Below are 24,521 nucleotides of genomic sequence, written 5' to 3'. Positions count from 1 at the left end.
GCCGGGTCAGGGCTGTTGGTGACGCGGCGCCGCACCCGCCGGCGCACCGATGCGCTCCATCGTGCGCGCCAACTGGGCACTGCCGTCGTCGAGATGCCGCGCCGCCGCCCGCATGTGCGAGATCATCATCTCGCCGTAGATCCGCAGCGCCTCCCGCGCCGCCACCCCGTCGTCGAACGACGCACCGGCCGACGCCCGGTACTCCTGCACCGCCCGCTCCGCCTCCTGCCGGGCCTGCTCCACCGCCGCCCGCACGTAACTCTCGTACTGGGTACGGGCGTACTCGGCGACCCGACGCGCGTAGTCGTGCGCCTGGGCGATGATCTGCTCGGCCTCCCGCTGCGCCGCCGAGAGCAGATTCACCTCCTTGGCCGCCGGCAACCGCGCCACCGGCTCCGCACTCGGAATCACCCCGTGCCGGTGCAACTCGACATGGTCACCCAGCCGCTCGTTCTCCGCCCGCAGGTTCGCCACCTGCGTGGCCAACAGATCCAACTCGTCGGCCACCTGCATCCGGAACCGGTCCACGTCGGCCTGGTCGTAGCCGCGCCGCGCGAACGACGCCGACCCGAACTCCCACCGCCGGACCCGGTCCGCGGTCACCCGCGCCGGCACCCCACCGACGACACGGGTGCCGTCGTACCGGCCCACCGGGGCCGTACCCGCCCCGGCACGACTACGCGACTCACTCACCGGGCACCTCCGGAATCGTCAGGGACCGTCGGATCCTGCACCGCCGACCGCCACGCCGGGCCGTACCACTGCCCGCCCAGCGCCTCGTGGTGCACCTGCCCGGGGTGATACCCGGACCGCGTCAGCGTCGCCACCGTCCGCGACACCATGTCATCGGAACCACACACGTACACGTGCCGGGACCGCCAGTCCCCGTCGGCCAGCGCCCGGTCCACCGGATGCCCGACCTCGCCGGGCCGGTGCAGGTCCAGCCCCGGCACCTGGGTCACCGTCAACCACGGGTGGGACGCCACCAACTTGTCGAGCCCCTCACCGTCGTAGCACTCGCTACGGGAACGGAACCCGACGTACAGGTCGACCCGGCGCCGTGACCCCTCCGCCGCCACCTGCTCCACCAGCGCCTTCAACGGCGCCCAACCCGTACCGGCGGCCAGCAGCAACAGATCCGCCGACCCCGCCGAGCGCAGCGTCAAACCGTCCCCCACCGGCGCCGCCAGATGCAGCTGATCACCCACCGCGCACCCGTACACCAGCCGCGACGACACCGCGCCACCCGGCGCGGCCCGGACATGCAACTCCAGCGTGCCGTCGGCACGGGGAGCGTTCGCCGGCGAGTAGTACCGCCACGACCGCACCGCCGGATGCGACACCCCGACCGACTGGCCGGCCGCGAACGGCAACAGGTACTGCGGCCGTAGCGTCAGCACCGCCACGTCGAACGTCCGCCGCTCATGGCCGACCACCTCCGCCACCCACCACGGTGGATGCACCGACTCCGCCGCCTGGGCGGCCTCCGTCATCACCTTCGCCACCAACCCGTACGCGGCCGCCCAGTCCTGCGCCAGTTCGTCGGTCCACGCCTCGGCGAGGAAATGCCGCAACGTGGCCAGCAGCGCCTGCCCCACCGCCGGGTAGTGCTCCGCCCGCACCGCGAACTTGCGATGGTCGGCCCCCAACTCCTGCAGGTAGCCGACGAGCCGGTCGACCTGGTCCACCTCCGACACGATGTGACCGAGCGCGGTGACCAGCCGGTCCCGCTGACCGGCCATGTTCGTCGGAAACAGCTGCCGGGTCTCGGGATACGCCAGGAACAGCGTCGAGTAGAAGTAGAGCGGCACCTGGTCGCCGTGCCCGACGACCACCGACCAGCTCTGCTTCAGCCGAGAGACGTCCACGCTCAGGCGTCCGCCCCAGCCCCGCCGGCCACCACCTGCTCCTGCACCTGCGCCAACACCGCCTGCACATCCTCGATCACGTCGCCCGGCACACCCAACTGCGTCAACGCCGCCGTCAGATGCCCACCCACCTGCCGGAAGTGCGCCACCGGAATCCCCAACGGCTGGTGCGCCGTGGCCAGATCACGGCCGGTGTACGCGTTCGGGCCACCAAGCACGACGGTCAACATCTGCGCCAGGTGCCGGCGCTGCCCCGCCATGTCCACCTCGACGAAGTAGCCGGCCAACTCCGGGTCGGCCAGCACCCGCTCGTAGAACAGCTCGACAGCGGCCGTGACCGAGCCGGCCCCACCGATGCGCTCGAAGTGCGACACCGGCGTGGACTCTTCGGTAACCGTCACAGGGGCGTTCCTTCCGTCAGGCAGGGGGTTGGCGCGACAGCGCACCACGACGACGGTCCACCGGCACGACCGAACCGCGACGCTGCGGCAGTGAAGCCAAGCGGACCGTGACGGACGATAGCGTGCCGCGCCGCCCCCGTCAGGACCGACCTATCAGCTACCCGACAGCACTCGATCACGAAGAGTGACAAGCGGATGGCGATTCATCCACAGAGGGGCGTCAGCCGATCACATCAGGTCACCACACCCGGTCGACCGGCCGATCCGGCAGCCCCCACCGACCCCCACGCCAACCAGCACCGACAACCCGCCCTCGCCCGACCGGCCGGAACGCCACCCGACCGACACCCGCACCAGGCCCCACACCCAAAGTGACCGAGAAAAAACTCAAAGAAAGCAGCCCACCCGGCAAACCCACGGGCGGTACCCACATCGCCGACCCGACCAGCCGCCACGCGGCCCGGCGCCGGTCGACCAAGGGCGTGTTCCTGAGAACGGGCCGGCCTGCGGCGGTCCCAGGCGGCGGGATCAGCCGGCCCGACGCCGCGCCCGACGCGCCGCCAACTCGTCACCCACCGCCGGCTCCTGCGGCTGCGGCTCAGACTCCGGCGCCACCCCCGCCGGCTCCGCCGGAAGATGCGACAACGAACCCTGGATCTCCTTGAACGCCCCACCGATCGCGATGCCGAACACACCCTGACCACCCTGCAACAGGTCGACCACCTCCTCCGGCGAACGACACTCGTACACCGTCGTCCCATCGGAGATCAGCGTGATCCCGGCCAGATCCTCCACACCACGCGACCGCAACGCCTCGATCGCCTTCCGGATGTTCTGCAACGACACCCCGGCGTCCAGCAACCGCTTCACGACCTTCAACACCACCAGATCGCGGAACGAGTACAACCGCTGCGTCCCCGAACCCGAGGCATCCCGCACACTCGGCACCACCAACGCCGTACGCGCCCAGTAGTCCAGCTGTCGATAGCTGATCCCCACCGCATGGCATGCCGTCACACCCCGGTACCCCACCGCACCGTCACTGTCAGTTGCCGAACCGGGCGTCCCACCCGACTCGTCCAGCCCCGTAACCGGATCGGAATCTCGCGGCTCGTGCATCCGGACAACCTCCCCGTCAGTGCGGTGACACGTCGTTTCCGGGACGCGCACCCCTCGACACGGCAACCCTATAGCGACCGCCGAGGGTTACCACGGAGAAACCATCGCGACACGCCGCGCATCGACAGCGACGAGCATCACCATCACCAGGAGTCACCGACAACCGCCAGCGACCCCGGGAACGAGGAAACACCGACCCCAGCCACACCGGGGCCACCCACTCAACCGGCAAAATCCTCCGGCCGCACCTGCTCCAGGAACTCCCGGAACTTCTCCACCTCGTCCTCCTGCTCGTCGGGAATCACGATCCCCGCCTCACTGAGGACCTGCTCGGCACAACGAATCGGCGCACCAACCCGCAACGCCAACGCGATCGAATCACTGGGCCTGGCCGAAACCCGCACCCCATCACCGATCAACAGATCGGCGAAGAACACGTTCTCCTTCAGCTCGGTGATCTCCACCGCCTGCAACGGCGCCTGCAACGCCGCCAACACATCCCGCAGAAGATCATGGGTCAACGGCCGGGCCGGCTTGACACCCTGCTGCTCATAAGCGATCGCCGTCGCCTCGACCGCGCCGATCCAGATCGGCAGATAGCGGTCCCCCTCGACCTCCCTGAGCAGGACGATCGGCTGGTTACTGGGCAACTCCACCCGAACCCCGACCACGCTCAGCTCGCGCACCGCCGCCTCCGTGTCGTTGTCACCTACGCCGCACCGCGCCCTTCCCTGCACGGTACACGGACCGCGACACGGCCGTCCCATGCGCTTCCCGCACCCAACAACCGCGCCAGAAGAGGGGTTACCCCCGCAAGCCTACGCCACTCACGAACCCGCCGATCAGCACGCACAACGCACCTCACCGACCCAACGTCGAGCGCAACCCCACCCGCACCAACGCCGCATGCAACTGCTGCGACAACGCCACCAACTCCCGCGACGTCTCCGCCGCCCGCGCCCGCGCCGCCGGATCACTCTGCCGCACCAACGGCGCCACCAACTGCGCGAACAAACCGACCTCCCGATCCGCCGCCGTCCGGTAACCCCGCAGATGCCGCGGCTGGAACCCGTACGCCGACAGCCCCGCCACCGCCCGCGCGATGATCAACGCATCACCGTCGTACCAACCCGGCGGATCCGACACCACCAACCCGAGCCGCTCCAACTCGCCCAACGTCGACTCGTCGAGCCCACTACGCGCCACCAGCTCCGACCGGTCCAGCCGTAACTGACCCGACTCACCCGGCTGCGCCACGCCACGCCCCGGTACCTCACCGTCCGGACCCACCGCCACCAACGCCGGCCGTGCCCGCTCCGGTGCCTCACCCGAGGCGTCCCACTGCGCCAACTGCTCGCGAATCACCCGCAACGGCAGGTACTGGTCCCGCTGCGCCGTCAACACGAACCGCAGCCGAGCGACATCCTCCCAGCCGTACTTCCGATAACCCGCCGCCGTCCGCTGCGGCTCCACCAGGCCCTCAGCCTCAAGGAACCGCAACTTCGAGATCGTCACGTCGGGAAAATCCACCCGCAGCTGGGCCAACACCTCGCCGATACTCATCAACGGCTGGACATGACCCGCCCCGGACGGCGTCGAGGCCGCAGGCTCGTTCACCCCCGGCCGGCCTCACCCTCCGGGCGCGGACCGGCGATGAACACCACCCGGAACTTGCCGATCTGCACCTCGTCCCCGTTGGTCAACGTCGCCGCCTCGACCCGCTCCCGGTTCACGTACGTGCCGTTCAGGCTGCCCACGTCCCGCACCGTGAACGTCCCACCGTCCCGGTGGAACTCGGCATGCCGACGCGACACCGTCACATCGTCCAGGAAGATGTCACTGTCCGGATGCCGCCCACTGGTCGTCACATCGTGATCCAACAGGAACCGGGCACCGGCATTCGGACCGCGACGAACCACCAGCAGCGCCATCCCCGGCGGCAACGAACCGGACATCCGGCTCGGCACCACATCGGTGTCCGGCCCCTCCAACGCTTCTTCGAGCGAACCGAGATTGAGCGTCGACGTGACGTCGAGCGGGGGGAACTCGTCGCCTGGGCGAGTCATGGGACCACCTCACGGATCTGTTTCGGTCGGCGTCGGGAGACGGCGGGTCTGGCCGCCGGGCGCACATCCACCCAGCGGCTGGCTCTCCGTGCCCCGAAAGGCTGTCCGCGACGCTCAACAAATGGGTTCTCGGTCGACTGGGCGAGCCTAGCCAGCGCCGAAAAACAGGGCAACCGGACGCGCGGCACAAGATACCGACCCGCCGGCACAGGAAACGCTCAGCTCTCGGTCAACTCGCGGTACGCGTCCGCGCTCAACAGCCCGTCGACCGCCGCCACATCCACCGGAGTGATCTCCACCAACCAACCCGACCCGTACGGATCCGTGTTGATCACCTCCGGCGTGTCGACCAACACCTCGTTCCGGGCCGACACCGTACCGCCCACCGGGGCGTAGATCTCCGACACGCTCTTCGTCGACTCGATCTCACCCAACGACTCACCGGCCGCGACCACCGCACCGGACTCCGGCAACTGCACATACACGATGTCGCCCAGAGCATCCTGCGCGAAGTGGGTGATGCCGACCCGCACGGCCCCGCCGTCAGCGGCCCCCACCCACTCGTGCTCAGCGGTGTAACGCAGATCCTCAGGAATCACCAGCAGCGTCCTCATCCATCGCGACACCGGACCAACCGGTGCCGGCCCGGCCGGCCTAGCCGACCGGACGGGCGTGTTCCAACGTTCTCGGCTTGTGCAGCGCCGAAACCTCGGCAACCTCACGATCCTCAACGATCACGTTACCGCCGTCCTGCGCCACCGACGCCACCACCCCACCAGGAATGTTGAGCCCCGTACGCATCGTCGCCGGATCACCGATCACCGTGATCGTGAACGGACCCGTCAACCGCCGCCCGTCCACCACCAACGACCCGTTCTCCCCGTCCAGGAAGTACGTCGACGCCACGATCCGCACCGACGCCCGATCCCCACCGGAGATCTGCATCGCCTCCGCACCCGCACCCCGCAACTCCTGCACCGCGTCCAACACCCGGAACGCCGAGATCGGCTTCGAACCCGCCTCGAACCGCACCGCCAGACCCGGCCCCCGCGCCGGCAACGTACCCGCCAGGATGCCCAACTCGTCAGCCCGCCGACTCGCCTCCGCCAACGCCGCCTGACGCCCCTGCTCACCCGAACGCAACTGCCGCTGGCTCTCCTCCAACGTCGCGACATCCTGCCGCAGCCGACTCTCCCGCGCCTCCAGGTCGTACAGGATCCGCACCAGGTCCTCCTGCCGCGCCGCCGCCAACGACGAATCCGTCGACGTCGTCTTCAACTGCACCGCCAGGGTGAACCCCAGCAACCCCAACAACGCGGCGATCATCACCGTCGCCGAACCGAACCGCCGCCACCAGACACCGGCAACCGTCCCGGCCGGCTCCACCACCACCGACTCGGCCGGCTCCACCGGTGGAGCCGGTGCCTGCCGCTCGACCGGATCCGCCACGGCAGGCGACTCGTCGGGCTCCGCCGGCTGCGCACCATCGCGCGCCGGCCGCCCCTGCGGCGACAACGGACTCAACTCATCCGGATCCGGCGCCTCCGGCCGCGGATCCGGATCGCCCGCCGGCCCACCCGGCCGAGCCGGCCCCGCCGGCTGAGGCCACCCCGTACCCGTCTCGGTGTGCTCGTCACTCACGCCACAAACCTACGCCCGGAACATGTGCCGACGGATCGCCGCCACGTTTCCGAAGATGCGCACCCCCAGGACGACCACCACACCGGTGGACAGCTGCCCGCCCACCCCCAACTGATCACCCAGATACACGATCAGCGCGGCCACCAGCACGTTCGAGATGAACGACACCACGAACTGCTTGTCGTCGAAGATTCGATCCAGCTTCGCCCGGACCCCACCGAACACCGCGTCCAACGCCGCCACCACCGCGATCGGCAGGTACGGCTGCAGCGCCGCCGGCACCGTGGGATCCAACCACAGCCCGAGCACCACGCCAGCCAACAGCGCCAGCACCGCGATCATCGACCACCTCCGGAGGGACTGGGGGACGTACCCGAGCCGGACGACTCGTCACCACCCGACGGCGACGCACTCGGACTCACCGCAGGCTCCGCGTAGCGTAGCTGCGGCTCCGGCGCCGCCGGCAGGGTGAGGTCATCGGCGTCCCGCACCTCGAACGACAACCCGGTGTCCTGCGCCACCTTGCGCATCGTCAACGCACTGCGGCTCGCCTCGTACCGCTTACGCATCGACCCCGGCCCGATCGCCGACACCTCGTACGGCCCGGTCACCGGCCGGAAGTCCACCAGGATCGCCTTGGCCGCGTTGCGGATCGTCGAGGTCGACGTCAACCGCTGACCGTTGATCGAGATCGCCTCCGCGCCCGCACCCCACAGATCGTTGGCCACCCCCTGCAGGTCGCTGTACAGCACCTCGGCCGGACCCACGTTGGCGCCGCTGAGCGAACCCTGACCAGCCGGCCCGTCGGCCAGCCGCACCACCACACCGTCGCCGCGGACCCGCCCCAGCCCGGTGCTCGCCTCCAGGTTGCGCAACCGCGTCGCCTGCGAACCACCCAGCGCGGCCTGCCGCTGCCGGTTCACCTCCTCGCGCAACACCTCGGCCCGATCCGACATCGCGTCCGTGTCGGCCTGCCGCTGCTTGATCTGCGCCACCAACCCCGACCGGGCCTGCGCCCGCCCCGGCTCCTCCGCCGTCGTCTGCCGGTACGCCACCGCGCACAGGAAACCGAGCAGCACGATCACCACCACACTCACCGGACTCACCGACCAACCCGGCCGCGCCGGCTGCCCGGTGCGCGCCCGGCGCAACGCCGCATCTCCGTAACCCGGATCCAACGGGTTACGGAACAACTCGGTGAGGAAGTCCGGGGTGAACGTCCGCGGGCCGCGCCGACCCTCACCGGAGTCGTCACCCGTGCGCTCGCTCATGCCGACCCTCCGCGTACCGCCCGCACCAACTGCCGCGCCTGCACCACGTAGAACGCACCGGCCACCCAGTAGAGCACCAAGCCCCACCATGCCAACGCCCAGCCCACCGCACCCGCGGCCGCCGCGGCGGCCGGCACCGAGGCGGCCAGCAGCAGCGTCGGGAAGGCCGCCAACAGCAGGAAGGTGGCCGTCTTACCGACGTAGTGCACCGGCGGCGGACCGTAGCCGTGGCGACGCAGCACCGCCAGCGAGCCGAGCAGCAGCAACTCCCGGCCCAGCAGCGCCACGGTGAACTGCCACGGCACCACCTCCCGCGCGGTGAACGCCACCAGGGTGGCCAGGATGTAGAGCCGATCGGCCAGCGGGTCGAGCAACTCGCCGAGGCGGCTGACCTGACGCAGCCGGCGGGCGATCCAGCCGTCGACCCAGTCGCTGGTGCCACCGATCGCGAGCACCACGATCGCGGCCACGTCCGCGCGCGCGACGAGGAACAGGTACAGGAACAGCGGTACGCCGAGCAGCCGCGCGAAACTGATCAGGTTCGGCAGGGTCAGCACCCGGTCGTCGGGCGCGTCCGCACCGGTGCCCGCGGCCTGCGGTTGCTGCGCCCCAGCGGGCCGACGCGCCACCGAACCTCCTCCGCGACACACGCCGGCCACCGCGGGTCCGTGCGTGGTCCGCCGTGGCACGTGGTGCGCGCTGTCGAGCCGGCTGGCGCCGGCGCCCCCTGCGATCCCGTTCCGGGACCTCCCCTGGCCCTGCCGGCCACCGCCGATGATCTCGGGCCGGCCGGATGCGCTGCCACTATATCGGGCCCCGGTGACGGTGCCGTTGCCCAGCGGCGGTGGCTGCGCGGTGCGGCGTCTCGTGTGGCGTGGGTCACCGCGCGCAGAGCGTCCTAGGATGATGGGTTCCGGTTGGCGGACCCGGCCGGGCCGGTGGTCGCTCAGGCGGTGTGGGCGGCGGCCTCGGGCTGCTGCGCGACCGCCGCGGCCTGCCCGAACGCCACCAACGCCCGCAGCAGGTCCTGCTGCACCCGGGGTGGCATCCGGTCGAGCACTGCCTGCACCGCCTCGTGCCGGCGTGAACGCACCTCCCCCAGCAGGGCCTGCGCGGCGGTGGTCGGCTCCAGGCGCACCTCGCGCCGGTCCCGTGGGTCGGCCACCCGACGCACCAGGCCGATCGCCTCCAACCGGTCACAGAGCCGGCTCGCCGACGAGGGCACCACGTCCAACAGCTCGGCCAGCCCGTTGACATTGGTCGCCGGCCGGCTGCTGAGCAACGCCAGCACCCGCAACTGGGTCGGCGAGACCACCAGCCGCTGCCGGGACACGGCCGCGTCGAGGACACCCACCAACGCCTCGGCGGCCACGTCGATCGCCGCGGCGAGCTCCGGTCTTTCCACCCGACGTCCCCTGCGATTGTCCCGCTGATCCGGCCCGGCCGCCCCGGCGTCGTCGGTCAACCGTCCTCCCGGCTGGCCGAACCATGCCAGTCCAGACAGACCACGACCGCGTCGTCGCGCAGGTCGGTGTCCGCGTGGAAGGCCTGCAGCTCGCGCATCACCGTACCAACCGCCTCGGTCGGCGGTTGCAACCGCGTGGCCCGCATCGACCTCGCCATCGCCCGTTGCCCGTACGTCTCCCGACCACTCGGATCGGCGCCCCACACCCCGTCGGAGACCACGAACAGCCGGTCGCCCGGGTCCAGGTCGAACTCCTGCAGGTCGTACCGGGTCTCGGCGAACATGCCCAACGGCAGTTGCTGTTCCAGCTGCACCCGGGTGACGGTGCCGCCGCGCAGCCGCATCAGGTGCGGCGAGCCGGCGTCCACCGCGCGTACCCGGCCGGTGGCACAGTCCAGTTCGAGCAACACGGTGGCCACGTGCCGATGCCCCCGATGCTGGTAGTAGACGGTGTCGGAGGCCAGCTCGGCCTGCTCCACCAGCCCGCCACCGGAACGCCGGGCGTTGCGCATCGCGTTGACAGTGACCGCGGTCAGCAGCGCCGCGGCCAGTCCGATGCCGTCGCCGTTGAGCACGGTGACGGTCAGCCGGTCGTCGTCCACCGACCAGTCGAAGTGGTCACCGCCCACCGTGTACGCCGGTTCGAGCTGCCCGGCCAGGTGGAAGGCGCCGTGGCTGACACTGCGTCCCGGCAGCAGTTCCCACTGCAGCTCGGCGGCCATGCTCAGGCGCTCCCGCCGCCGGGCCCGGCGGTACCGGTCGGTCTCCCGGTCCGCCGCGCGCAACGCCATGGCCACCTCACCGGCGATGTCCGCCGCCCGGCCGACGACCTCCTCCGACGGCGTCCCGGGCAGCTCCACCATGAGCACACCCAGCCGCTCACCCCACACCGACAGGGGCAGGTAGAGGCGGCACCGACCCTCCACACCGGTGTCTCGTACCGAACGCTGGCTGCTGAAGCAACGCTGGACCAGACTCTGCACGGCCTGTGTGGCAGCCTCCGGCTGGCGCGAGTCGAGCACCGGCCACAGGCCGTTGGTCCGGTAGTCGGCGACGAACACGGATGTGCCCGACGCGCCGAGGACGGACCGGATGGCCCGGTCGGCGGCCTCGACCACGCGGTCGGGCGGGGCCTCCCGCAGGGCGCGCGAAACCCCCGTGAGCGCATCCGCCATGACCATCCTCCGAAGATACTTGCCTAGGGGCAAGCATCATACGGAGGCGGCCCCGCCCATGGTCACCCGGTCGACCGCACCGCCACCGCACCGTAGAAGGCGTCCGGCACCGGCTCCACCGGCCGCGCCGGCCGCCAGTGCCGGACCGCAACGATCCCCTCCGATGTGGGCGTCCACCGCCCGAGCAGCGAGCCGAACGTCGCCGGCGCCCGCATCCGGAACGCCGGACCCATCATGGCCAGCGCCTCCGGGTAACCAGCCAACTCCTCGGTATCGAAGTCGATCGCCAGGTGGCTGCCCGGCGCCGTCGCGGTGTACAGCTCGTCGAGGGTACGAGCGAGGACGTCGTCGGCGAGGAAGGCGGCCAGCCCGAGGAACACCACACCCACCGGCCGACGGCCCCAACCCGGCACGAACCGGTGCAGCAACGCCGGGTCGATCGTGCCGATGTCGGTGGCGTCACCGAAGCCGTAACCCGCCCGGTCGCTGCCGGCCAGCAGGCGCTGCCCGAGCCGGATGGTCACCGGATCCACATCGGTGTAGAGGACGGTCGCCTCGGGTGCCGACTCGTGCACGTTGCCCATCGTCGGTACCCCGGCGCCGAAGACCAGGAAGCTGTCCACACCGGTCGCGGCGATGGCGCGCACCGCGCGGCCGAGGAAGGCCCGCAGGGACCGGAACACCGGCGCACACGGCCCGTACGCCTGCTCGAAGGCCCGGGCCGCGGCCACGTCCACCGCGTGGTGGTGTTCCCCGCCGAGCCAGAAGTCGATCATCCGTGCCGTACTCGGCTGGTCGGGCTCCACCATCGATGACGCTCCCTCCCGGCGCTCGGGGCCAGCGTACCGACACCCCGCCGCTCACCGGTATCGCCCCGCTGACCGGCACCGCCCCGCGATACTGACCCAGACCGGTCCGGTACGGGCCCCGACTGGGAGGTGGCGGTGAACTCGGCCGACGGCGCGACGGCGGTGGTGGTCGGCGTGGACGGCTCGGACTCGGCGCGGGCCGCGGTCCGGCTGGCCGCGACCGAGGCGGCCCGGTGGCACCGGCCGCTGCGGGTGGTGCACGCCTTCGTCTGGCCGACGCTGCACTCCCCCGTCACCCCGGCCACCGACGGTCCGCCCGGCCGCGGGCTGCGCGGTCAGGCCGAACAACTCGTCACCGCGGCGGTGGACGAGGCCACCGCCGCCGCGCCCGGCCTGCGGGTGACCGGGGAGATCGTCGACGGGCAGCCGGCCGCCGTACTGCTCGACGCCGCCCACACCGCCGCGCTGGTGGTGCTCGGCGACCGCGGCCTGGGCGGCTTCGCCGCACTGGTGGTCGGCTCGGTCGCGGTCACCGTGGCCGCCCACGCCGACTGCCCCGTGCTGGTCGCCCGCGGCACCGCCCAGCCCGACGGGCCGGTGGTGGTCGGCGTGGACGGCTCCGAACTGTCCCGCCGGGCGGTGGAGTTCGCGGTGCGCACCGCCGCCCGGCGCGGCGCCACCGTGCTCGCCGCCCACGCCTACCGCCATCCGGTCTCCACCGGCCCCGGCGACATCCAGCCCCTCGTCTACGACGAGGCACAGCTGAGCGCCGACGAGGAGCGGGCACTGGCCGAATCCGTCGCCGGGCTGGCCGAGCGCTACCCGGAGGTGCCGATCATCCAAGAGTCGGTACGCGGCCGGGCGCCGAAGGTGCTCGCCGAGTTCTCCCGGCGGGCGCAGCTACTGGTGGTCGGCGGTCAGGGGCGCGGCGAGCTGACCGGGCTGCTGCTCGGCTCGGTGAGCCGGTCGATGCTGCACCACAGCTCCTGCCCGGTCGCGGTGGTCCGCGCACCCGGCTGACCGGTTCCGGGCTGGGCTGGCCGGGCTGGGCCGACGCGAGCTGGGCGGGCCGGCGGGGTTGGCCCCGGTCCAGGCGGGTAGACGGGGCGCGTACGTCACCGGCGACCATCCAGAGGAGGCAGCGATGCCAGGACCGAGGCCGGGCAGCAACGCCTACGACAAGCAGCGCGCCCGCATCCGCAACGCCATCGACAACTCCGGCCGGGGCGCAGCGGACGAACGGGCCGACGAGACCGCCAACCGGATCCTGCAGGAGGACCGGGGCCAGCGGGGCATCGTCCGGGGCGAACGCACGTACGGCCCGAAGGGCAACCGCGAGCCGGGCGACCCGAAGTGAGCGGCGGCGCACTGGCCGACGGGCTGATCGCGGGGGCGGTGGGCACCACCGCCCTCAACGTCGTGACCTACCTGGACATCACCCTGCGGGCCCGACCGGCCAGCCAGACTCCCGAGGAGAGCGCCGGCCGGCTGACCGACGCCGCCCACGTGAGCCTCGGGCCACCGAAGCAGGCGGCCAACCGCCGGTCGGGGATCGGCGCGCTGATGGGCTACGGCCTGGGCGTGGCCGCGGCCGTCGGCTTCGCCATGTTGGCCCGGGGGCGGCGGCAGCCGACCCTGCGCGCCGCCGCGCTGCTCGGCGGCGGGGCGATGACCCTGTCCGACGGCTCGCTGACGCTGCTCGGCGTCACCGACCCGCGTACCTGGCGGCGGGCCGACTGGCTCGCCGACCTCGTCCCGCACCTCGCGTACGGGTTGACGGCCGCAGCCACCTGGAACAGGCTGCGGCCGTCGACTCCCGGTGGGCGTTAGACCCGGTCGCTCTCGTCCTCGGCGACCGGCTGCCCGGCCGGCCCGTACGGCGACACCTGCCCGCGGGGCACCGGGCGACCGGTGTCCCCGGGCGACGTACCCCGGTTGCGGGGATGCCCGCCCGGGCCCGGGCCCTTGCTCTCCTGGCTCGTCGCGCCCAGGTCGTTACGGCGGAGCTCCTCCTGCTGCGGCTTCGTCACGGTCGTCTCCTCTCGCCAGGGTGCCCGGACGACGGCCGGCGGCCGGCGTCCACCCGCGGCTTACCCGCCGCCGTCGAGGGCACACCGCGGCCGGGGCCCCGGGCCGGGCCTAACCGGCCGCGGGGCGGGTACCCGCCGGGGATGGGTGACCAACGGGCTGTCGCGCGGGCGCTGCTGACCCGCCGTACGTACGCCGAGGAGGCGGGGATCTCCCTCGCCGACCGACCCGCGCCGCTGTACCAACTGCTGGTGCTCGTCACCCTGCTGAGCACCCGGATCAGGGCCCAGGTGGGGGTGGCCGCCGCCCGCGAGCTGTTCGCCGCCGGCTACCGCACCCCGCAGGCCATGGAGGCGGCGAGCTGGCAGCAGCGGGTCGACGCGCTGGGTCGCGGCCACTACCGCCGCTACGACGAGCGGACCGCCACGATGCTCGGCACCGGTGCCCGACTCTGTCTGGACCGCTGGCACGGCGACCTACGGCGACTGCACCGGGAGGCCGGCGGTGACCGTGACACGCTGCGCCGGCTGCTGGTCGAGTTCCCCGGCATCGGCCCCACCGGCGCCGACATCTTCCTGCGCGAGGTACAGGCGGTCTGGCCGGAGCTGCGGCCCTACGCCGACCGGCGCACCGTCGCCGGGGCGAAACGGCTCGGCCTGCCCGCCACCACGGACCGGCTGGCCGGGTTGGTCGACGACGTCGACTTCAGCCGACTGGCGTCGGCGCTGGTGCGGGTGGCGCTCGGTGAGGAGTCGGCGGGTCAGATCAGCCGCAGCGCCGCGCGGCGCTGAGCCGACCTCGGCCGCCGCCTGCACGCGGGGTCGGCCTCACTTGGCCGCCGGCTTGGTCAGGTGCCACACCAGCAGGGACGCGAGCAGCGCGAGCACCACCAGCCCACCGGAGATGCCACCGCCGTCCTCCGGGGAGGAGGAGCGGCCGGTGGTACCGAAGTAGATCACGGCGAGCCCGGCGAGCACCGCGACGAACTTCCGGATGCCTCGGTCCTTCACAGCTCGCACCGTACGACCGGGCCGGCGACGGAAGGCCGGAACGCGATGATTGTCCCTCTTCTGGGCGACGACGGTCAGTCGGTCTCCAGGTCGTCCAGCGAGATCTTGTGGCTCATCAGCCAGCGGGCCAGCGCCGACATGCCGAACAGCCACAGCGGCGCCGACTCGGTGGTGCCGTTGGTGGCGAAGATGGCGAACCGCAGGTCCGGTGCGCGGTACGCCTCGATCCGCCACCGGTGCTGCCTGTCCCGCCAGACCGCACTCGGGTCCATGGCGTCACGGTAGGTGCCCGGACGGCCCGCCGGCCGGCGGTTACCCCAACCCGGCCCCGCCGGTGCCGCATCACGACCGGCCCCGCCGGTGCCGGATCACGACCGGCCCCGCCGGTGCCGGATCACTGCGGCATGGCCGCCACCTCGTCGGGCGTCGGCACCACCAACCGCACGTCGTCGGGCAGCCGGCGGGTCTGCCCGCCGCGGTCCAGCAACTCCAGCAGCGGCACCGCCACCCGGCGGGTGGTGTCCAGGGCCTGCCGGGCGGCACTGAGCGTGAACGGCTGCGGCAGCCGGGCCAGCACCCGTACCGCCTGCTGCGGCGCGTCCGGCAGCAGCAGGACGTTACCGGCCAGCCGCAACAGCGCACCGGCGCGTACCGCGGCACCGATCTCCCGGGCACCGAGCCCGACGGCGGCGAGCCGATCGGCGTCGGGCGCCCGGAACGGACGGGCCGACAGGTCGGCCCGCAGCAGCGCCAACGCCTGGGCCACCGGCGTGGGCAGGGCATCCGCCGCGGCGGTACTCACCCGCCCGGCGGCGAGCCGCAGCGGCGGCCGCACCAGCGCCTCGACCAGAATCCGGTCGGGCAGCTCCAGGCGTTGCCGCAGCACCTCCACCGGCGCGCCCGGCTCCAACGGATGCGTCCGGGCGTACTCAGCGACCGCCGCGACGAGCCGACCACACAGCTGCCGCCAGTGTTCCGGATCGGCCAACCACTGCCCCGCCACCGGTGCGACGTCCACCGGCACCCCGGCCCGGATCAGGTCGACGGCCCGCGCCAGACCCCGCCGACGCAGCTCACCGGCCAGGTCCGGGCGGCCGTCCACGGAGGCCAGCACGGCCGCCCGGGCCGCCGCCGCACCCCGACGCCGCAACGGTGGCGGCAGTACGTCCAGCACCGTCACCCCGCCCACCACGTGTCGTCGGCCGGGGTCGCGCAGCACCGCCCGGTCCCCGACGAGCAGCGGCAACGGGCGCCCCAACCGCAGCCGGAGGGTGTCCGCACCCAGCGGCCGGACCCGGGCGGGCACGCCCGCCGAGCCGACGTGCAGGGTGAGCGTGGCGGGCAGGTCGGCCACCGGGTCACCGGTCAGCCGTACGTCGACCAGGTCGGTGCCGCCGAACCGGCCCGGGGTGAGCAGCGCCTCGCCCCGGACGAACCGGTCGTGGGCTACCCCACGCAGGTTGACCGCCACCCGGGCCACCGCACCGACCTCGCGGCACGGTTCGCCGAGGCGGTGCAGGCCACGCACCCGTACCGCCTCGCCGGTGCCGGCCACCACCAGTTCGTCACCGACCCGCAGCCCACCGGCGCCCAACGTGCCGGTGACCACGGTGCCGCTGCCCCGCACGGTGAAGCTGCGGTCCACCCAGAGCCGCACCGGGGCGTCGTGCTGCGGGCCGGGCAGCCGCGCGGCCAGCCGGTCCAGCGCGGCACGCAGGTCGGACAGGCCGGTGCCGGTGACCGCGCTGACCGCCACCGCCTGCGCCCCGGCCAGCGAGGTCGTCGCCAACTCGGCCCGGGCCTGCCGCAGGGTCGGGCCGGGGTCGGCGAGGTCGGCGCGGGTCACCACCAGCAGCCCGTACGCCACCCCGAGCGCGTCCAGCACGGCCAGGTGCTCGGCGGACTGCGGCATCCAACCCTCGTCGGCGGCGACCACCACCGCCGCCGCCGGCACCGGACCGACACCGGCGAGCATGTTCGGTACGAACCGTTCGTGCCCGGGCACGTCGACGAACGCGACGGTGACCCCGGAGGGCAGCGTCGTCCAGGCGAACCCGAGGTCGATGGTCATGCCCCGACGCCGTTCCTCGGCCCACCGGTCGGGTTCCATCCCGGTCAACGCCCGCACCAGCGTCGACTTGCCGTGGTCGACGTGCCCGGCGGTGGCCACCACCAGCATGGTCAGTCGTCCACCGCGACAGCCAGCACGGCGGCCCGCACAGCGGCGTCGGCCTCGTCCGGTACGCAGCGCAGGTCCAACAGCAACCGGCCCTGGCTGACCCGGCCGAGGACCGGCGGCTCGCCGGTGCGCAGCGGCCGCGCGTACCGCTCGGGCAGGCTCAGCGCCCAGGAGTCCAACTCCACCCCGGGTGCGCCACCGCCACCGACCACCGCCACCGCCGGCACCACCTCGACCTTGCGGCCGTCGGCGGCGAGCGCGTCACGCAGCCGTTCGGTGCGCGCCCGCAGCACCGCCGGGTCGGTGTGCAACGCGTCGCGGGTGGGTGTGCCGGCACCGCCGAGCGTCGCGGCGAGCGCGGCCAGGGTCAGCTTGTCCACCCGCAACGCCCGGGCCAGCGGGTGCCGGCGCAGCCGGTCGACCAGGCCGGCGGCGCCCAGCAGCAGGCCGGCCTGCGGGCCGCCGAGCAGCTTGTCGCCGCTGGCGGTGACCAGGCTCGCCCCGGCGCGCAGGGTGCTCGCCGCGTCCGGTTCGGCGGGCAGCAGCGGATCGGGGGCGAGCAGCCCGGACCCGATGTCGACGACCAGCGGAACGCCGAGGCCGGCCAGCGACCGTACCGGCACCGCCGAGGTGAAGCCGGTTACCTGGAAGTTCGACGGGTGCACCTTCAGCACGAAACCGGTCCGCGGGCCGACGGCGTCGGCGTAGTCGGCCAGGGTGCTCCGGTTGGTGGTACCCACCTCCCGCAGCCGGGCGCCGGTGCTGGTGAGCAGGTCGGGCAGGCGAAAGCCGTCGCCGATCTCCACCAGCTCACCCCGGCTGACCACGATCTCCGCGTCGACGGCGAGGGCGGTGGCGGCGAGGACCAGGGCGGCGGCGCCGTTGTTGACCACATGCACCGCCTCGGCGTGCGGCACGGCGGCGGCGAGCGCGGCCAGGGCGTCGCGGCCACGGCGGGCCCGCCGCCCGCTGTCCAGGTCCAGTTCGACGTCGGTGTGCCCGGCGGCGGCGACCAGGGCCGCCACCGCGCCGTCGGAGAGCGCGGCCCGGCCGAGGTTGGTGTGCAGCAGCACCCCGGTGGCGTTGAGCACCGCGCGTGGGGCGGCCGGTGGTAATCCGGCCAACGCCGCCTCGGTCGCCTGCTCCGGGTCGAGTTCGCCGCGCCGCACCCGGTCCTGGGCCTGCCGGACGGCGGCCCTGACCCGGTCCCGACCGAGGATGCGGACGGCGGCGGCCAGCCGCGGCGCCGCCAGCAACGCGTCGGTACGCGGCACGCGGCGGCGCGGGTCGGCGTGACCGTCGCCCATCGGGTCATCTCCTCGCAGCGTTGGCGGAGACGGACGGGAATCGAACCCGCCTGGCCCGGATCCCGGACCACACCGGTTTTGAAGACCGGGAGGGGCACCAGCCACCTGAACGCCTCCACCGAGCATTGGATCACAGGGCGGTCACGGCGACACCGCGAGGTGACCGGCCGCCACCGTCGCGGGTCACCGGCGCGTTCCCGCAGGCCCGCTACGGTGTGTCGGTCGCCGCGTCGTCGGCGCGCCGACGGGCGAGGCGCTCGCGCTGCGGCAGCACCGTGTACCGGGGGTCACGCACCGAGGCGACACCCGCCTGGAACACCCCGAACCGGGTGGCCACCGACGCGGCCAGCAACGCCGCGCCGGAGATCGCGGCCAGCGGCCGGCTGCGCCGGCCCAGCAGCGCGCCGGCCACCCCGGCGGCGGTCAACGCCCGCCCGGCCCGCAACAGCCGACCGGCACGACCGGTCCGGTACGGCTCGCCGACCAGGCCGAGGCCGGTCTCCAGCCGATGCGCCCCGAACAACTCCAGGGCGGCACCGGCCACCGCCAGCCGGCGGGCCGCGCCGGCCTGCGCGGGCGGCACCGCCAGCAGACCCACCCCGGCGCCGCTGGCCAGGGCGCTGCCCGCGAACACCAACGGCAGATGGGGGTACGCCTCGTGCCAGGACGGCACGGCCGTGTCGGAGAGCAGCACCGCCGTGTACGTGCCCAACGCCGGGGCGGTCGCCGCGGCGGCCAGCCCGGCCACCCGCCCCACCGGCGGCAACACCCGACGGGCCAGGCCCAGTGGACCCCGCTCGGGCAGCAGCGGAGCCGCCTCGGCGAGCGCGGCGAGCCCGGCGGCCGGGCCGTACGCGGTGAGGATCCAGGTGCCCACCGACATCGGAGACGTCGGCTTGGCCACCCGCAGCATGTGGTGGAAGCGTTCCGGCCGGCCCAGGTCACCGACCAGCAGACCGGCGCTGGCGGTGACCGCGGCCAGCGCCGCGACCCGCCCGGCGCGGCGTACCGCCGGTCGGCCGGTGAGCTGCCCACCGGCCGCCAACAGCGACGACCCGGCGGCGAGCCCGCCGGTGAACAGGTACGCGGCGATCTCCCAGGTCCAGACCGGTGGCTTGAGGATGGGCCGCCCGTAGTACGAGGTGAACTCGGCCGGCGGCACGGCCAGGTCGGCGTCGGCGCGGCCACGCCGACCAGGTCCCCGGCCGGCCCGACCACCACCGCCGGTGACTCCGGTCGGGCAGGCGTCGACCGGTCCGGTCGAGGAACCGCCGGATCGCCCATCCGGGCCGGCGCCCACCCGACCGGGGCGGACGGGCTCGGCCGACGTGGGGGTGTCGCCGCGCAGCCGCTCCCGGAAACGGCGGAACCGCTCGCCCACCGACGGACGCTCGGGGATCACCGGCGACCGCCGAGGAACGCGACCACCGCGCCGGCCGCCATGGCCAGCGCGGCCACCCCGGCCCGCCGCCACATCTTCGGCAGGTCATGGGTGGTGACCTGCGGATCCGGTGGCAGCCCGTACACCTCGGGCTCGTCGAGCAGGAGGAAGAACGCACCGTCACCACCGACGCCGTCGTGCGGGTCGTGACCGTACAGCCGCGCCTCGGGCACCCCCCGCTCGTGCAGGGTGGCGACCCGGGCGGCGGCCCGCTCCCGCAGCTCGTCCAGCTGCCCGTACTGGATCGACTCGGTCGGGCAGGCCTGCGCGCAGGCCGGCGTCATCCCGGCGCCGATCCGGTCGTAACACAGGGTGCACTTCCAGGCCCGGCCGTCGTCGGCCCGCCGGTCGATGACGCCGTACGGGCAGGCCGACACGCAGTAGCCGCAGCCGTTGCAGATGTCCTCCTGCACCACGACCGTGCCGAACTCGGTGCGGAACAACGCGCCGGTCGGGCAGACGTCCAGGCAGCCGGCCCGGGTGCAGTGCTTGCACACGTCGGACATCATCAGCCAGCGGAAGTCGGTGCGGCCCTGCGCGCTGCCGGTCCGGCCGGGCGGCCCGGCGGCGGGCATGCCGAGGAACTCCCCGCCGGTGGCCGACGCCGGCCCGGCCGGGTCGCCGGTCGCCGCGGCGGCGCCCGCCGGATCCGCAGCGGGCCGGTGACCGGCGGGACGGGGCTGCTCGACGAAGGCGACGTGCCGCCAGGAGTTCGCGGTCAACGCACCCGTGTTGTCGTACGACATGCCGAGCAGGTCCAGTCCGGAGGTCGGCACCCCGTTCCACTCCTTGCAGGCCACCTCGCACGCCTTGCAGCCGATGCAGACGCTGGTGTCGGTGAAGAAGCCCATCCGCGGTGGCGCCTCGACCCAGCCGGCACCCGAGGCCGGGTCCTGCGGGTCGGACCGGTCGTACGGGTCGGCCATCACCGGTTCCCCTCTCCGTCACCGTCCGGCGCAGGAGCACCGCCGGCCTCGAACCGCGCACCCGGGGTGACCGCCGGCGCGGCGGCACCCGGTCCGGCACCGGACCGGACACGGTAGTCGTCCACCAACTCGCGCAGCGCCACCCCGGTCGGCCGGCGACCGGGCCGCACGTCACACGTACCGATCTTGCTCTCCTGGATCAGCACGTTCGGATCCAGGGTGATGCCGAACAGGTCGTTGGCCGAGTCGCCGGTGACCAACCCCTCGTACCCGAAGTGGTACGGCAACCACAGCTGGTGGATCACCCGGCCGTCCACCCGCAACGGCACCAGCCGGTCGGTCACCAGCACCTTCGCCTCGACCACCGCGCGGGCGGTGACCAGATGCGCCCAACCGAGGTGGGTCAACCCGGCCAACCCGGCCAGGTCCGGGGAGACCTCGACGAACATCTCCGGCTGCAACTCCGCCAACGGCGCCACCGTACGGCTCATCCCACCGGCGGTGTGATGCTCCGTCAACCGGCTGACCGTGAACACGTACGGGAAGACCTCGCTGTGCTGCTGCGGCGGACTCGGGTTGGTCGAGTTCACCGGGTCGGCGTACATCTTGCGGGTCGGGTTGGCCTGCTGGGCGTAGAGCGGGTTACGCACCGGCGACTCCGGCGGCTCGTAGTGCGTCGGCAGCGGGCCGTCCAACACGCCGCTCGGGGCGTACAGCCAGCCCTTGCCGTCGGCCTGCATCACGAACGGGTCATCACCGGCCAGCGCCGCCGGGCCGGTGGCGCCCGGCGGCGGCCGGTACGACGGCGCCTTGGTCACCTCGAAGTCGGGCACGTCGTGACCGGTCCATCGCCCGGCGGCGGCGTCCCACCAGACGAAACGTTTGCGGTCGCTCCACGGCCGTCCCTGCGGGTCGGCGGAGGCCCGGTTGTACAACATGCGCCGGTTCGCCGGCCAGGCCCACCCCCACTCGGCGGCCACCCAGTCCTGCTCGTGGCCCGGCCGACGCCGCGCCGCCTGGTTCACCCCGTCGGCGTACACCCCGGCATAGATCCAACAACCCACGGCGGTCGTACCGTCGTCGCGGGCCTCGGCGAACCCGGCGAGGGGACGACCGGTGCTCGTGTCATACCCGTTGATCTCACGCAGCACCGCCTCGGCGTCCGGTTCGGCCTGCGGACCGTGCGTGGGATAGTCCCAGGTCAGGTCCAGCAACGCCCGGTCGCGCGGCAGCGTCGAACCGGCCAGCTTCTCGCGCAGCCGGCGCCCCAGGTGGTAGAAGAACCACAACTCCGAACGGGCGTCGCCCGGCGGTTCCACGGCCTTCTCCCGCCACTGCAACAGCCGCTGCGTCTGGGTGAAGGTGCCCTCCTTCTCCACGTGGGACGCGGCGGGCAGGAAGAACACCTCGGTCCGGCACTCCCGCGGCACGATCTCGCCGGTGGCCACCTCGGGGCCACGCTGCCAGAACGTCGCACTCTCGATCATGAACAGGTCGCGGACCACCAACCAGTCCAGGTTCGCCATGCCCAGCCGCTGCGCCCGGCCGTGCGCCGAACCGACCGCCGGGTTCTGACCGAGCAGGAAGTAGCCCCTGATCCTGCCGTCGATCATGTCCAGCACCTGCCGGTAGGTGCCGTGGTCCCCGGTGAGCCGGGGCAGGTAGTCGTAGCAGAAGTCGTTCTCCGGCGTCGCCGCGTCCCCCCAGTACGCCTTCAACAGACTCGCCGCGTAGGCGCGGGCGTTACCCCAGAAGCCCTTCTGACCCGGATGCCGGATGGCATCCACCCAGGCGTCGAACGTGGGGTGCTGGGCGTGGTGCGGCATCGGCAGATAGCCGGGCAGCAGGTTGAACAACGTCGGAATGTCGGTGGAGCCCTGGATGCTGGCGTGCCCGCGCAACGCCAGCACACCGCCACCCGGCCGACCCACGTTACCCAGCAGCAGCTGGATGATCGCGCCGGTACGGATGTACTGCACCCCGACGGTGTGCTGGGTCCAGCCCACCGAGTAGATCAGGCAGCCGGTCCGTTCCCGGCCCGAGTTCTCCGTCCAGGCACGCGCCAACTCCAGGAACTTCTCCTGCGGCAGACCACATACCCGCTCCACCATCTCCGGCGTGTACCGGGCGAAGTGCCGCTTCAGGATCTGGTAGACGCAGCGCGGATGTTGCAGCGTCTCGTCCCGCTCGGCCTGCCCCGAGATCGGCGCGCCGTGCGACTCGTGCCGCAGCCCCGCGGCGGTCTCCCGCGCCTGCGCGGTGTCGCCGCTGCCGGAGTCCCGCTCGTGCCCGGCGTACTGCCAGGAGTCCTGCGCGTAGCTGCCGGTCTGCGGGTCGTAGCCGGAGAAGATCCCGGCGGCGTCCTCGGCGTCGACGAAGTCGTCGCTGACGATCGTCGCGGCGTTCGTGTACGCCAGCACGTACTCCCGGAAGTCCAGCTCGTTGGTCAGGATGTGGTTGACCACCCCACCGAGCAACGCGATGTCGGTCCCCGCCCGGATCGGCAGGTACGCGTCGGCCACCGCGCTGGTACGGGTGAACCGCGGGTCGACGTGGAACACCTTCGCCCCGCGCCTACGCGCCTCCATCACCCACTGGAAACCCACCGGATGGGCCTCCGCCATGTTGGAACCCTGGATGACGATGACGTCAGCGTTGGCCACGTCCTGTTGGAAGACCGTCGCACCACCGCGACCGAAGCTGGCCCCCAGACCGGGGACGGTGGCGGAGTGTCAAATCCGCGCCTGGTTCTCGATCTGAAGCGCCCCCATCGCGGTGAACAGCTTCTTGATGAGGTAGTTCTCCTCGTTGTCCAGGGTCGCCCCACCCAGACTGGAGATGCCCAACGTACGGTGCAGCGGACGACCCTGCTCGTCGACGTCCTCCCAGGTCTGCTCGCGGGCCGCGAGCACCCGGTCGGCGATCATGTCGAGCGCCGTCTCCAGGTCCAGATCCTCCCACTCGGTGGCGTACGGCCGGCGGTAACGCACAGTCGTCTGCCGCAGCGGGCTGGTGACCAGACTCTTACTGGCCGACCCCTTCGGGCAGAGCCGCCCCCGGGAGATCGGGCTGTCGGGGTCGCCCTCGATCTGGGTGACCTGGCCATCGGCCACGAAGACCCGCTGACCGCAGCCGACAGCGCAGTACGGGCACACCGAACGGGCCACCCGGTCGGCGTGCTGGGTACGGGCGGTCAGCTCGGCCGAACGGGCGGACTGCGCCGCGGCACCCCGACCCAGCGGGTCGGCGCCGGTGAGCTGCCGGAAGACCGGCCAGCCCAGGAACACGTCCCGCAGACCCACGTTCGTCACCTCCGCCCGCACTCTCCGTCCTGACCTTAGGCCAGCCGAGCCGCCGCGGCGAGCCAGGTCGACGGAACCGGGCATGACACCGCCCCCGACCCGAGGCGGGCCGAGGGCGGCGGTGGGTGTCGGTGCGCAGGTCGCCTCTCGGCGAGTGGCACGACGCGGCTCCAGCCGAACGGTATTCCGCGAAGGCGATATAGGTGAGGCCCGGGGACACTGGATCACACCGACGCTCGGTACAACCGACCCACGTCTGTTCTTGTTCCCACTCGCGGGGGACTCACTCCGGTCGGTTCCGGCGGGGTTCGAGTTTCTCTGGTTGGGGTGGGGGTTGGGGCGACCGTGCCCCGGCTTCGGGCGGTCAGGCTTGATCCCTGTGCCGGGTACGGTCGCCCCCAGCCCCGTCCGGGTCGGGCTCCGTCCGGTGGCCGCCCGGCACGGGGTGTGTTGGCGACGGTGGGTATGCCGATGGCCGGCACCCTTCTCGGGTGCCGGCCATCGGTTTCTTGC

General features: G+C 72.7%; 27 protein-coding genes and 1 tRNA gene. 4 read left to right on the top strand and 24 right to left on the bottom strand.

Going from position 1 to position 24,521, the window contains the following annotated elements:
- Positions 1-6: 6 nt before the first annotated feature.
- The 15 genes from D2L64_RS15805 to D2L64_RS15735 all read right to left on the bottom strand — a co-directional run bounded on the left by D2L64_RS15805 (position 7) and on the right by D2L64_RS15735 (position 11,815).
- Positions 7-693, bottom strand: coding sequence for a DivIVA domain-containing protein (locus D2L64_RS15805; RefSeq protein ID WP_233558976.1), 687 nt, complete (start codon positions 691-693; stop codon positions 7-9).
- Complete coding sequence (locus D2L64_RS28290; protein WP_119577255.1) at positions 690-1,868, bottom strand: globin domain-containing protein; 1,179 nt, start codon at positions 1,866-1,868, stop codon at positions 690-692. The genes D2L64_RS15805 and D2L64_RS28290 overlap by 4 nt, the downstream gene beginning before the upstream one ends.
- 2 nt (positions 1,869-1,870) lie before the next feature.
- Positions 1,871-2,269, bottom strand: coding sequence for a group I truncated hemoglobin (locus D2L64_RS15795; RefSeq protein WP_119577253.1), 399 nt, complete (start codon positions 2,267-2,269; stop codon positions 1,871-1,873).
- 528 nt (positions 2,270-2,797) lie between these two features.
- A complete protein-coding gene (locus D2L64_RS15790) occupies positions 2,798-3,388 on the bottom strand; it encodes a MerR family transcriptional regulator (RefSeq protein WP_233558975.1) in 591 nt (196 codons plus the stop codon).
- 221 nt (positions 3,389-3,609) lie between these two features.
- Positions 3,610-4,074: a bifunctional nuclease family protein gene (locus D2L64_RS15785; protein WP_119577251.1), complete on the bottom strand. Its 465-nt coding sequence runs from the start codon at positions 4,072-4,074 to the stop codon at positions 3,610-3,612.
- A 175-nt stretch (positions 4,075-4,249) separates the two neighbouring features.
- Entirely contained in the window at positions 4,250-4,951 is a 702-nt protein-coding gene (ftsR, locus tag D2L64_RS15780; protein ID WP_199714553.1) for a transcriptional regulator FtsR, read from the bottom strand.
- Between the two features lie 50 nt (positions 4,952-5,001).
- Positions 5,002-5,454: an oxoglutarate dehydrogenase inhibitor Odhl gene (gene odhI / locus D2L64_RS15775; protein WP_013733916.1), complete on the bottom strand. Its 453-nt coding sequence runs from the start codon at positions 5,452-5,454 to the stop codon at positions 5,002-5,004.
- A gap of 218 nt (positions 5,455-5,672) precedes the next feature.
- Positions 5,673-6,053, bottom strand: coding sequence for a glycine cleavage system protein GcvH (gene gcvH, locus D2L64_RS15770; protein ID WP_119577247.1), 381 nt, complete (start codon positions 6,051-6,053; stop codon positions 5,673-5,675).
- Between the two features lie 55 nt (positions 6,054-6,108).
- Positions 6,109-7,095 carry a DUF881 domain-containing protein gene (locus D2L64_RS15765; protein WP_119577245.1) on the bottom strand — a complete coding sequence of 329 codons (987 nt, stop codon included), beginning with the start codon at positions 7,093-7,095 and terminating at the stop codon, positions 6,109-6,111.
- 9 nt (positions 7,096-7,104) lie between these two features.
- The gene (locus D2L64_RS15760) at positions 7,105-7,437 is read right to left on the bottom strand and encodes a small basic family protein (RefSeq protein ID WP_119577243.1); all 333 of its coding nucleotides are present in this window, start codon (positions 7,435-7,437) and stop codon (positions 7,105-7,107) included.
- Positions 7,434-8,366 carry a DUF881 domain-containing protein gene (locus D2L64_RS15755; protein ID WP_119577240.1) on the bottom strand — a complete coding sequence of 311 codons (933 nt, stop codon included), beginning with the start codon at positions 8,364-8,366 and terminating at the stop codon, positions 7,434-7,436. The genes D2L64_RS15760 and D2L64_RS15755 overlap by 4 nt, the downstream gene beginning before the upstream one ends.
- On the bottom strand, positions 8,363-8,995 hold the full coding sequence (locus tag D2L64_RS15750) for a CDP-alcohol phosphatidyltransferase family protein (protein ID WP_119577238.1): 633 nt from the start codon (positions 8,993-8,995) through the stop codon (positions 8,363-8,365). Before D2L64_RS15750 ends, D2L64_RS15755 begins: the two co-directional genes overlap by 4 nt.
- 317 nt (positions 8,996-9,312) lie before the next feature.
- A complete protein-coding gene (locus tag D2L64_RS15745) occupies positions 9,313-9,771 on the bottom strand; it encodes a MarR family transcriptional regulator (protein WP_119577236.1) in 459 nt (152 codons plus the stop codon).
- Between the two features lie 56 nt (positions 9,772-9,827).
- On the bottom strand, positions 9,828-11,006 hold the full coding sequence (locus tag D2L64_RS15740) for a PP2C family protein-serine/threonine phosphatase (protein ID WP_119577234.1): 1,179 nt from the start codon (positions 11,004-11,006) through the stop codon (positions 9,828-9,830).
- A 62-nt stretch (positions 11,007-11,068) separates the two neighbouring features.
- Complete coding sequence (locus D2L64_RS15735; protein WP_119577232.1) at positions 11,069-11,815, bottom strand: SAM-dependent methyltransferase; 747 nt, start codon at positions 11,813-11,815, stop codon at positions 11,069-11,071.
- Between the two features lie 135 nt (positions 11,816-11,950).
- Between D2L64_RS15735 and D2L64_RS15730 the strand changes: the two genes are divergently transcribed.
- The 3 genes from D2L64_RS15730 to D2L64_RS15720 all read left to right on the top strand — a co-directional run bounded on the left by D2L64_RS15730 (position 11,951) and on the right by D2L64_RS15720 (position 13,645).
- Entirely contained in the window at positions 11,951-12,835 is an 885-nt protein-coding gene (locus D2L64_RS15730) for a universal stress protein (RefSeq protein WP_119577442.1), read from the top strand.
- A 124-nt stretch (positions 12,836-12,959) separates the two neighbouring features.
- Positions 12,960-13,172: a phosphatidylethanolamine-binding protein gene (locus D2L64_RS15725; protein ID WP_119577230.1), complete on the top strand. Its 213-nt coding sequence runs from the start codon at positions 12,960-12,962 to the stop codon at positions 13,170-13,172.
- Positions 13,169-13,645 (top strand): hypothetical protein, encoded by a 477-nt coding sequence (locus D2L64_RS15720; RefSeq protein WP_119577228.1) that lies wholly within the window; start codon positions 13,169-13,171, stop codon positions 13,643-13,645. Before D2L64_RS15725 ends, D2L64_RS15720 begins: the two co-directional genes overlap by 4 nt.
- Here D2L64_RS15720 and D2L64_RS15715 read toward each other — a convergent pair.
- Entirely contained in the window at positions 13,642-13,845 is a 204-nt protein-coding gene (locus tag D2L64_RS15715) for a hypothetical protein (RefSeq protein ID WP_119577226.1), read from the bottom strand. The two genes, D2L64_RS15720 and D2L64_RS15715, sit on opposite strands and share 4 nt — an antisense overlap.
- 141 nt (positions 13,846-13,986) lie before the next feature.
- On the opposite strand from D2L64_RS15715, the gene D2L64_RS15710 reads away from it, so the two are divergent.
- The gene (locus D2L64_RS15710; protein WP_119577224.1) at positions 13,987-14,634 is read left to right on the top strand and encodes a hypothetical protein; all 648 of its coding nucleotides are present in this window, start codon (positions 13,987-13,989) and stop codon (positions 14,632-14,634) included.
- A 36-nt stretch (positions 14,635-14,670) separates the two neighbouring features.
- Here D2L64_RS15710 and D2L64_RS15705 read toward each other — a convergent pair whose 3' ends face one another.
- The 8 genes from D2L64_RS15705 to fdh form a co-directional block, all read right to left on the bottom strand.
- A complete protein-coding gene (locus tag D2L64_RS15705; protein ID WP_119577222.1) occupies positions 14,671-14,853 on the bottom strand; it encodes a hypothetical protein in 183 nt (60 codons plus the stop codon).
- 74 nt (positions 14,854-14,927) lie between these two features.
- Positions 14,928-15,125, bottom strand: a complete 198-nt coding sequence (locus tag D2L64_RS15700; protein WP_013733930.1) for a hypothetical protein — start codon at positions 15,123-15,125, stop codon at positions 14,928-14,930.
- Between the two features lie 122 nt (positions 15,126-15,247).
- Positions 15,248-17,032, bottom strand: coding sequence for a selenocysteine-specific translation elongation factor (gene selB / locus D2L64_RS15695; protein ID WP_119577220.1), 1,785 nt, complete (start codon positions 17,030-17,032; stop codon positions 15,248-15,250).
- 2 nt (positions 17,033-17,034) lie between these two features.
- On the bottom strand, positions 17,035-18,339 hold the full coding sequence (gene selA, locus D2L64_RS15690; RefSeq protein ID WP_119577218.1) for an L-seryl-tRNA(Sec) selenium transferase: 1,305 nt from the start codon (positions 18,337-18,339) through the stop codon (positions 17,035-17,037).
- 21 nt (positions 18,340-18,360) lie between these two features.
- Positions 18,361-18,456, bottom strand: a tRNA-Sec gene (locus D2L64_RS27300).
- 91 nt (positions 18,457-18,547) lie between these two features.
- Positions 18,548-19,741 (bottom strand): NrfD/PsrC family molybdoenzyme membrane anchor subunit, encoded by a 1,194-nt coding sequence (nrfD, locus tag D2L64_RS15685; protein WP_199714552.1) that lies wholly within the window; start codon positions 19,739-19,741, stop codon positions 18,548-18,550.
- Complete coding sequence (locus D2L64_RS15680; RefSeq protein WP_119577216.1) at positions 19,738-20,706, bottom strand: 4Fe-4S dicluster domain-containing protein; 969 nt, start codon at positions 20,704-20,706, stop codon at positions 19,738-19,740. The genes nrfD and D2L64_RS15680 overlap by 4 nt, the downstream gene beginning before the upstream one ends.
- Complete coding sequence (gene fdh / locus D2L64_RS15675; RefSeq protein ID WP_267898679.1) at positions 20,706-24,008, bottom strand: formate dehydrogenase; 3,303 nt, start codon at positions 24,006-24,008, stop codon at positions 20,706-20,708. The genes D2L64_RS15680 and fdh overlap by 1 nt, the downstream gene beginning before the upstream one ends.
- Positions 24,009-24,521: the final 513 nt, after the last annotated feature.

Origin of the sequence: Micromonospora radicis, from assembly GCF_003583405.1 — a bacterium.
GTDB classification, from domain to species: Bacteria; Actinomycetota; Actinomycetes; order Mycobacteriales; family Micromonosporaceae; genus Micromonospora; species Micromonospora radicis.
The sequence above is the reverse complement of the archived record's forward strand: the minus strand, read 5'-3'. Positions and strand labels throughout refer to the sequence as shown.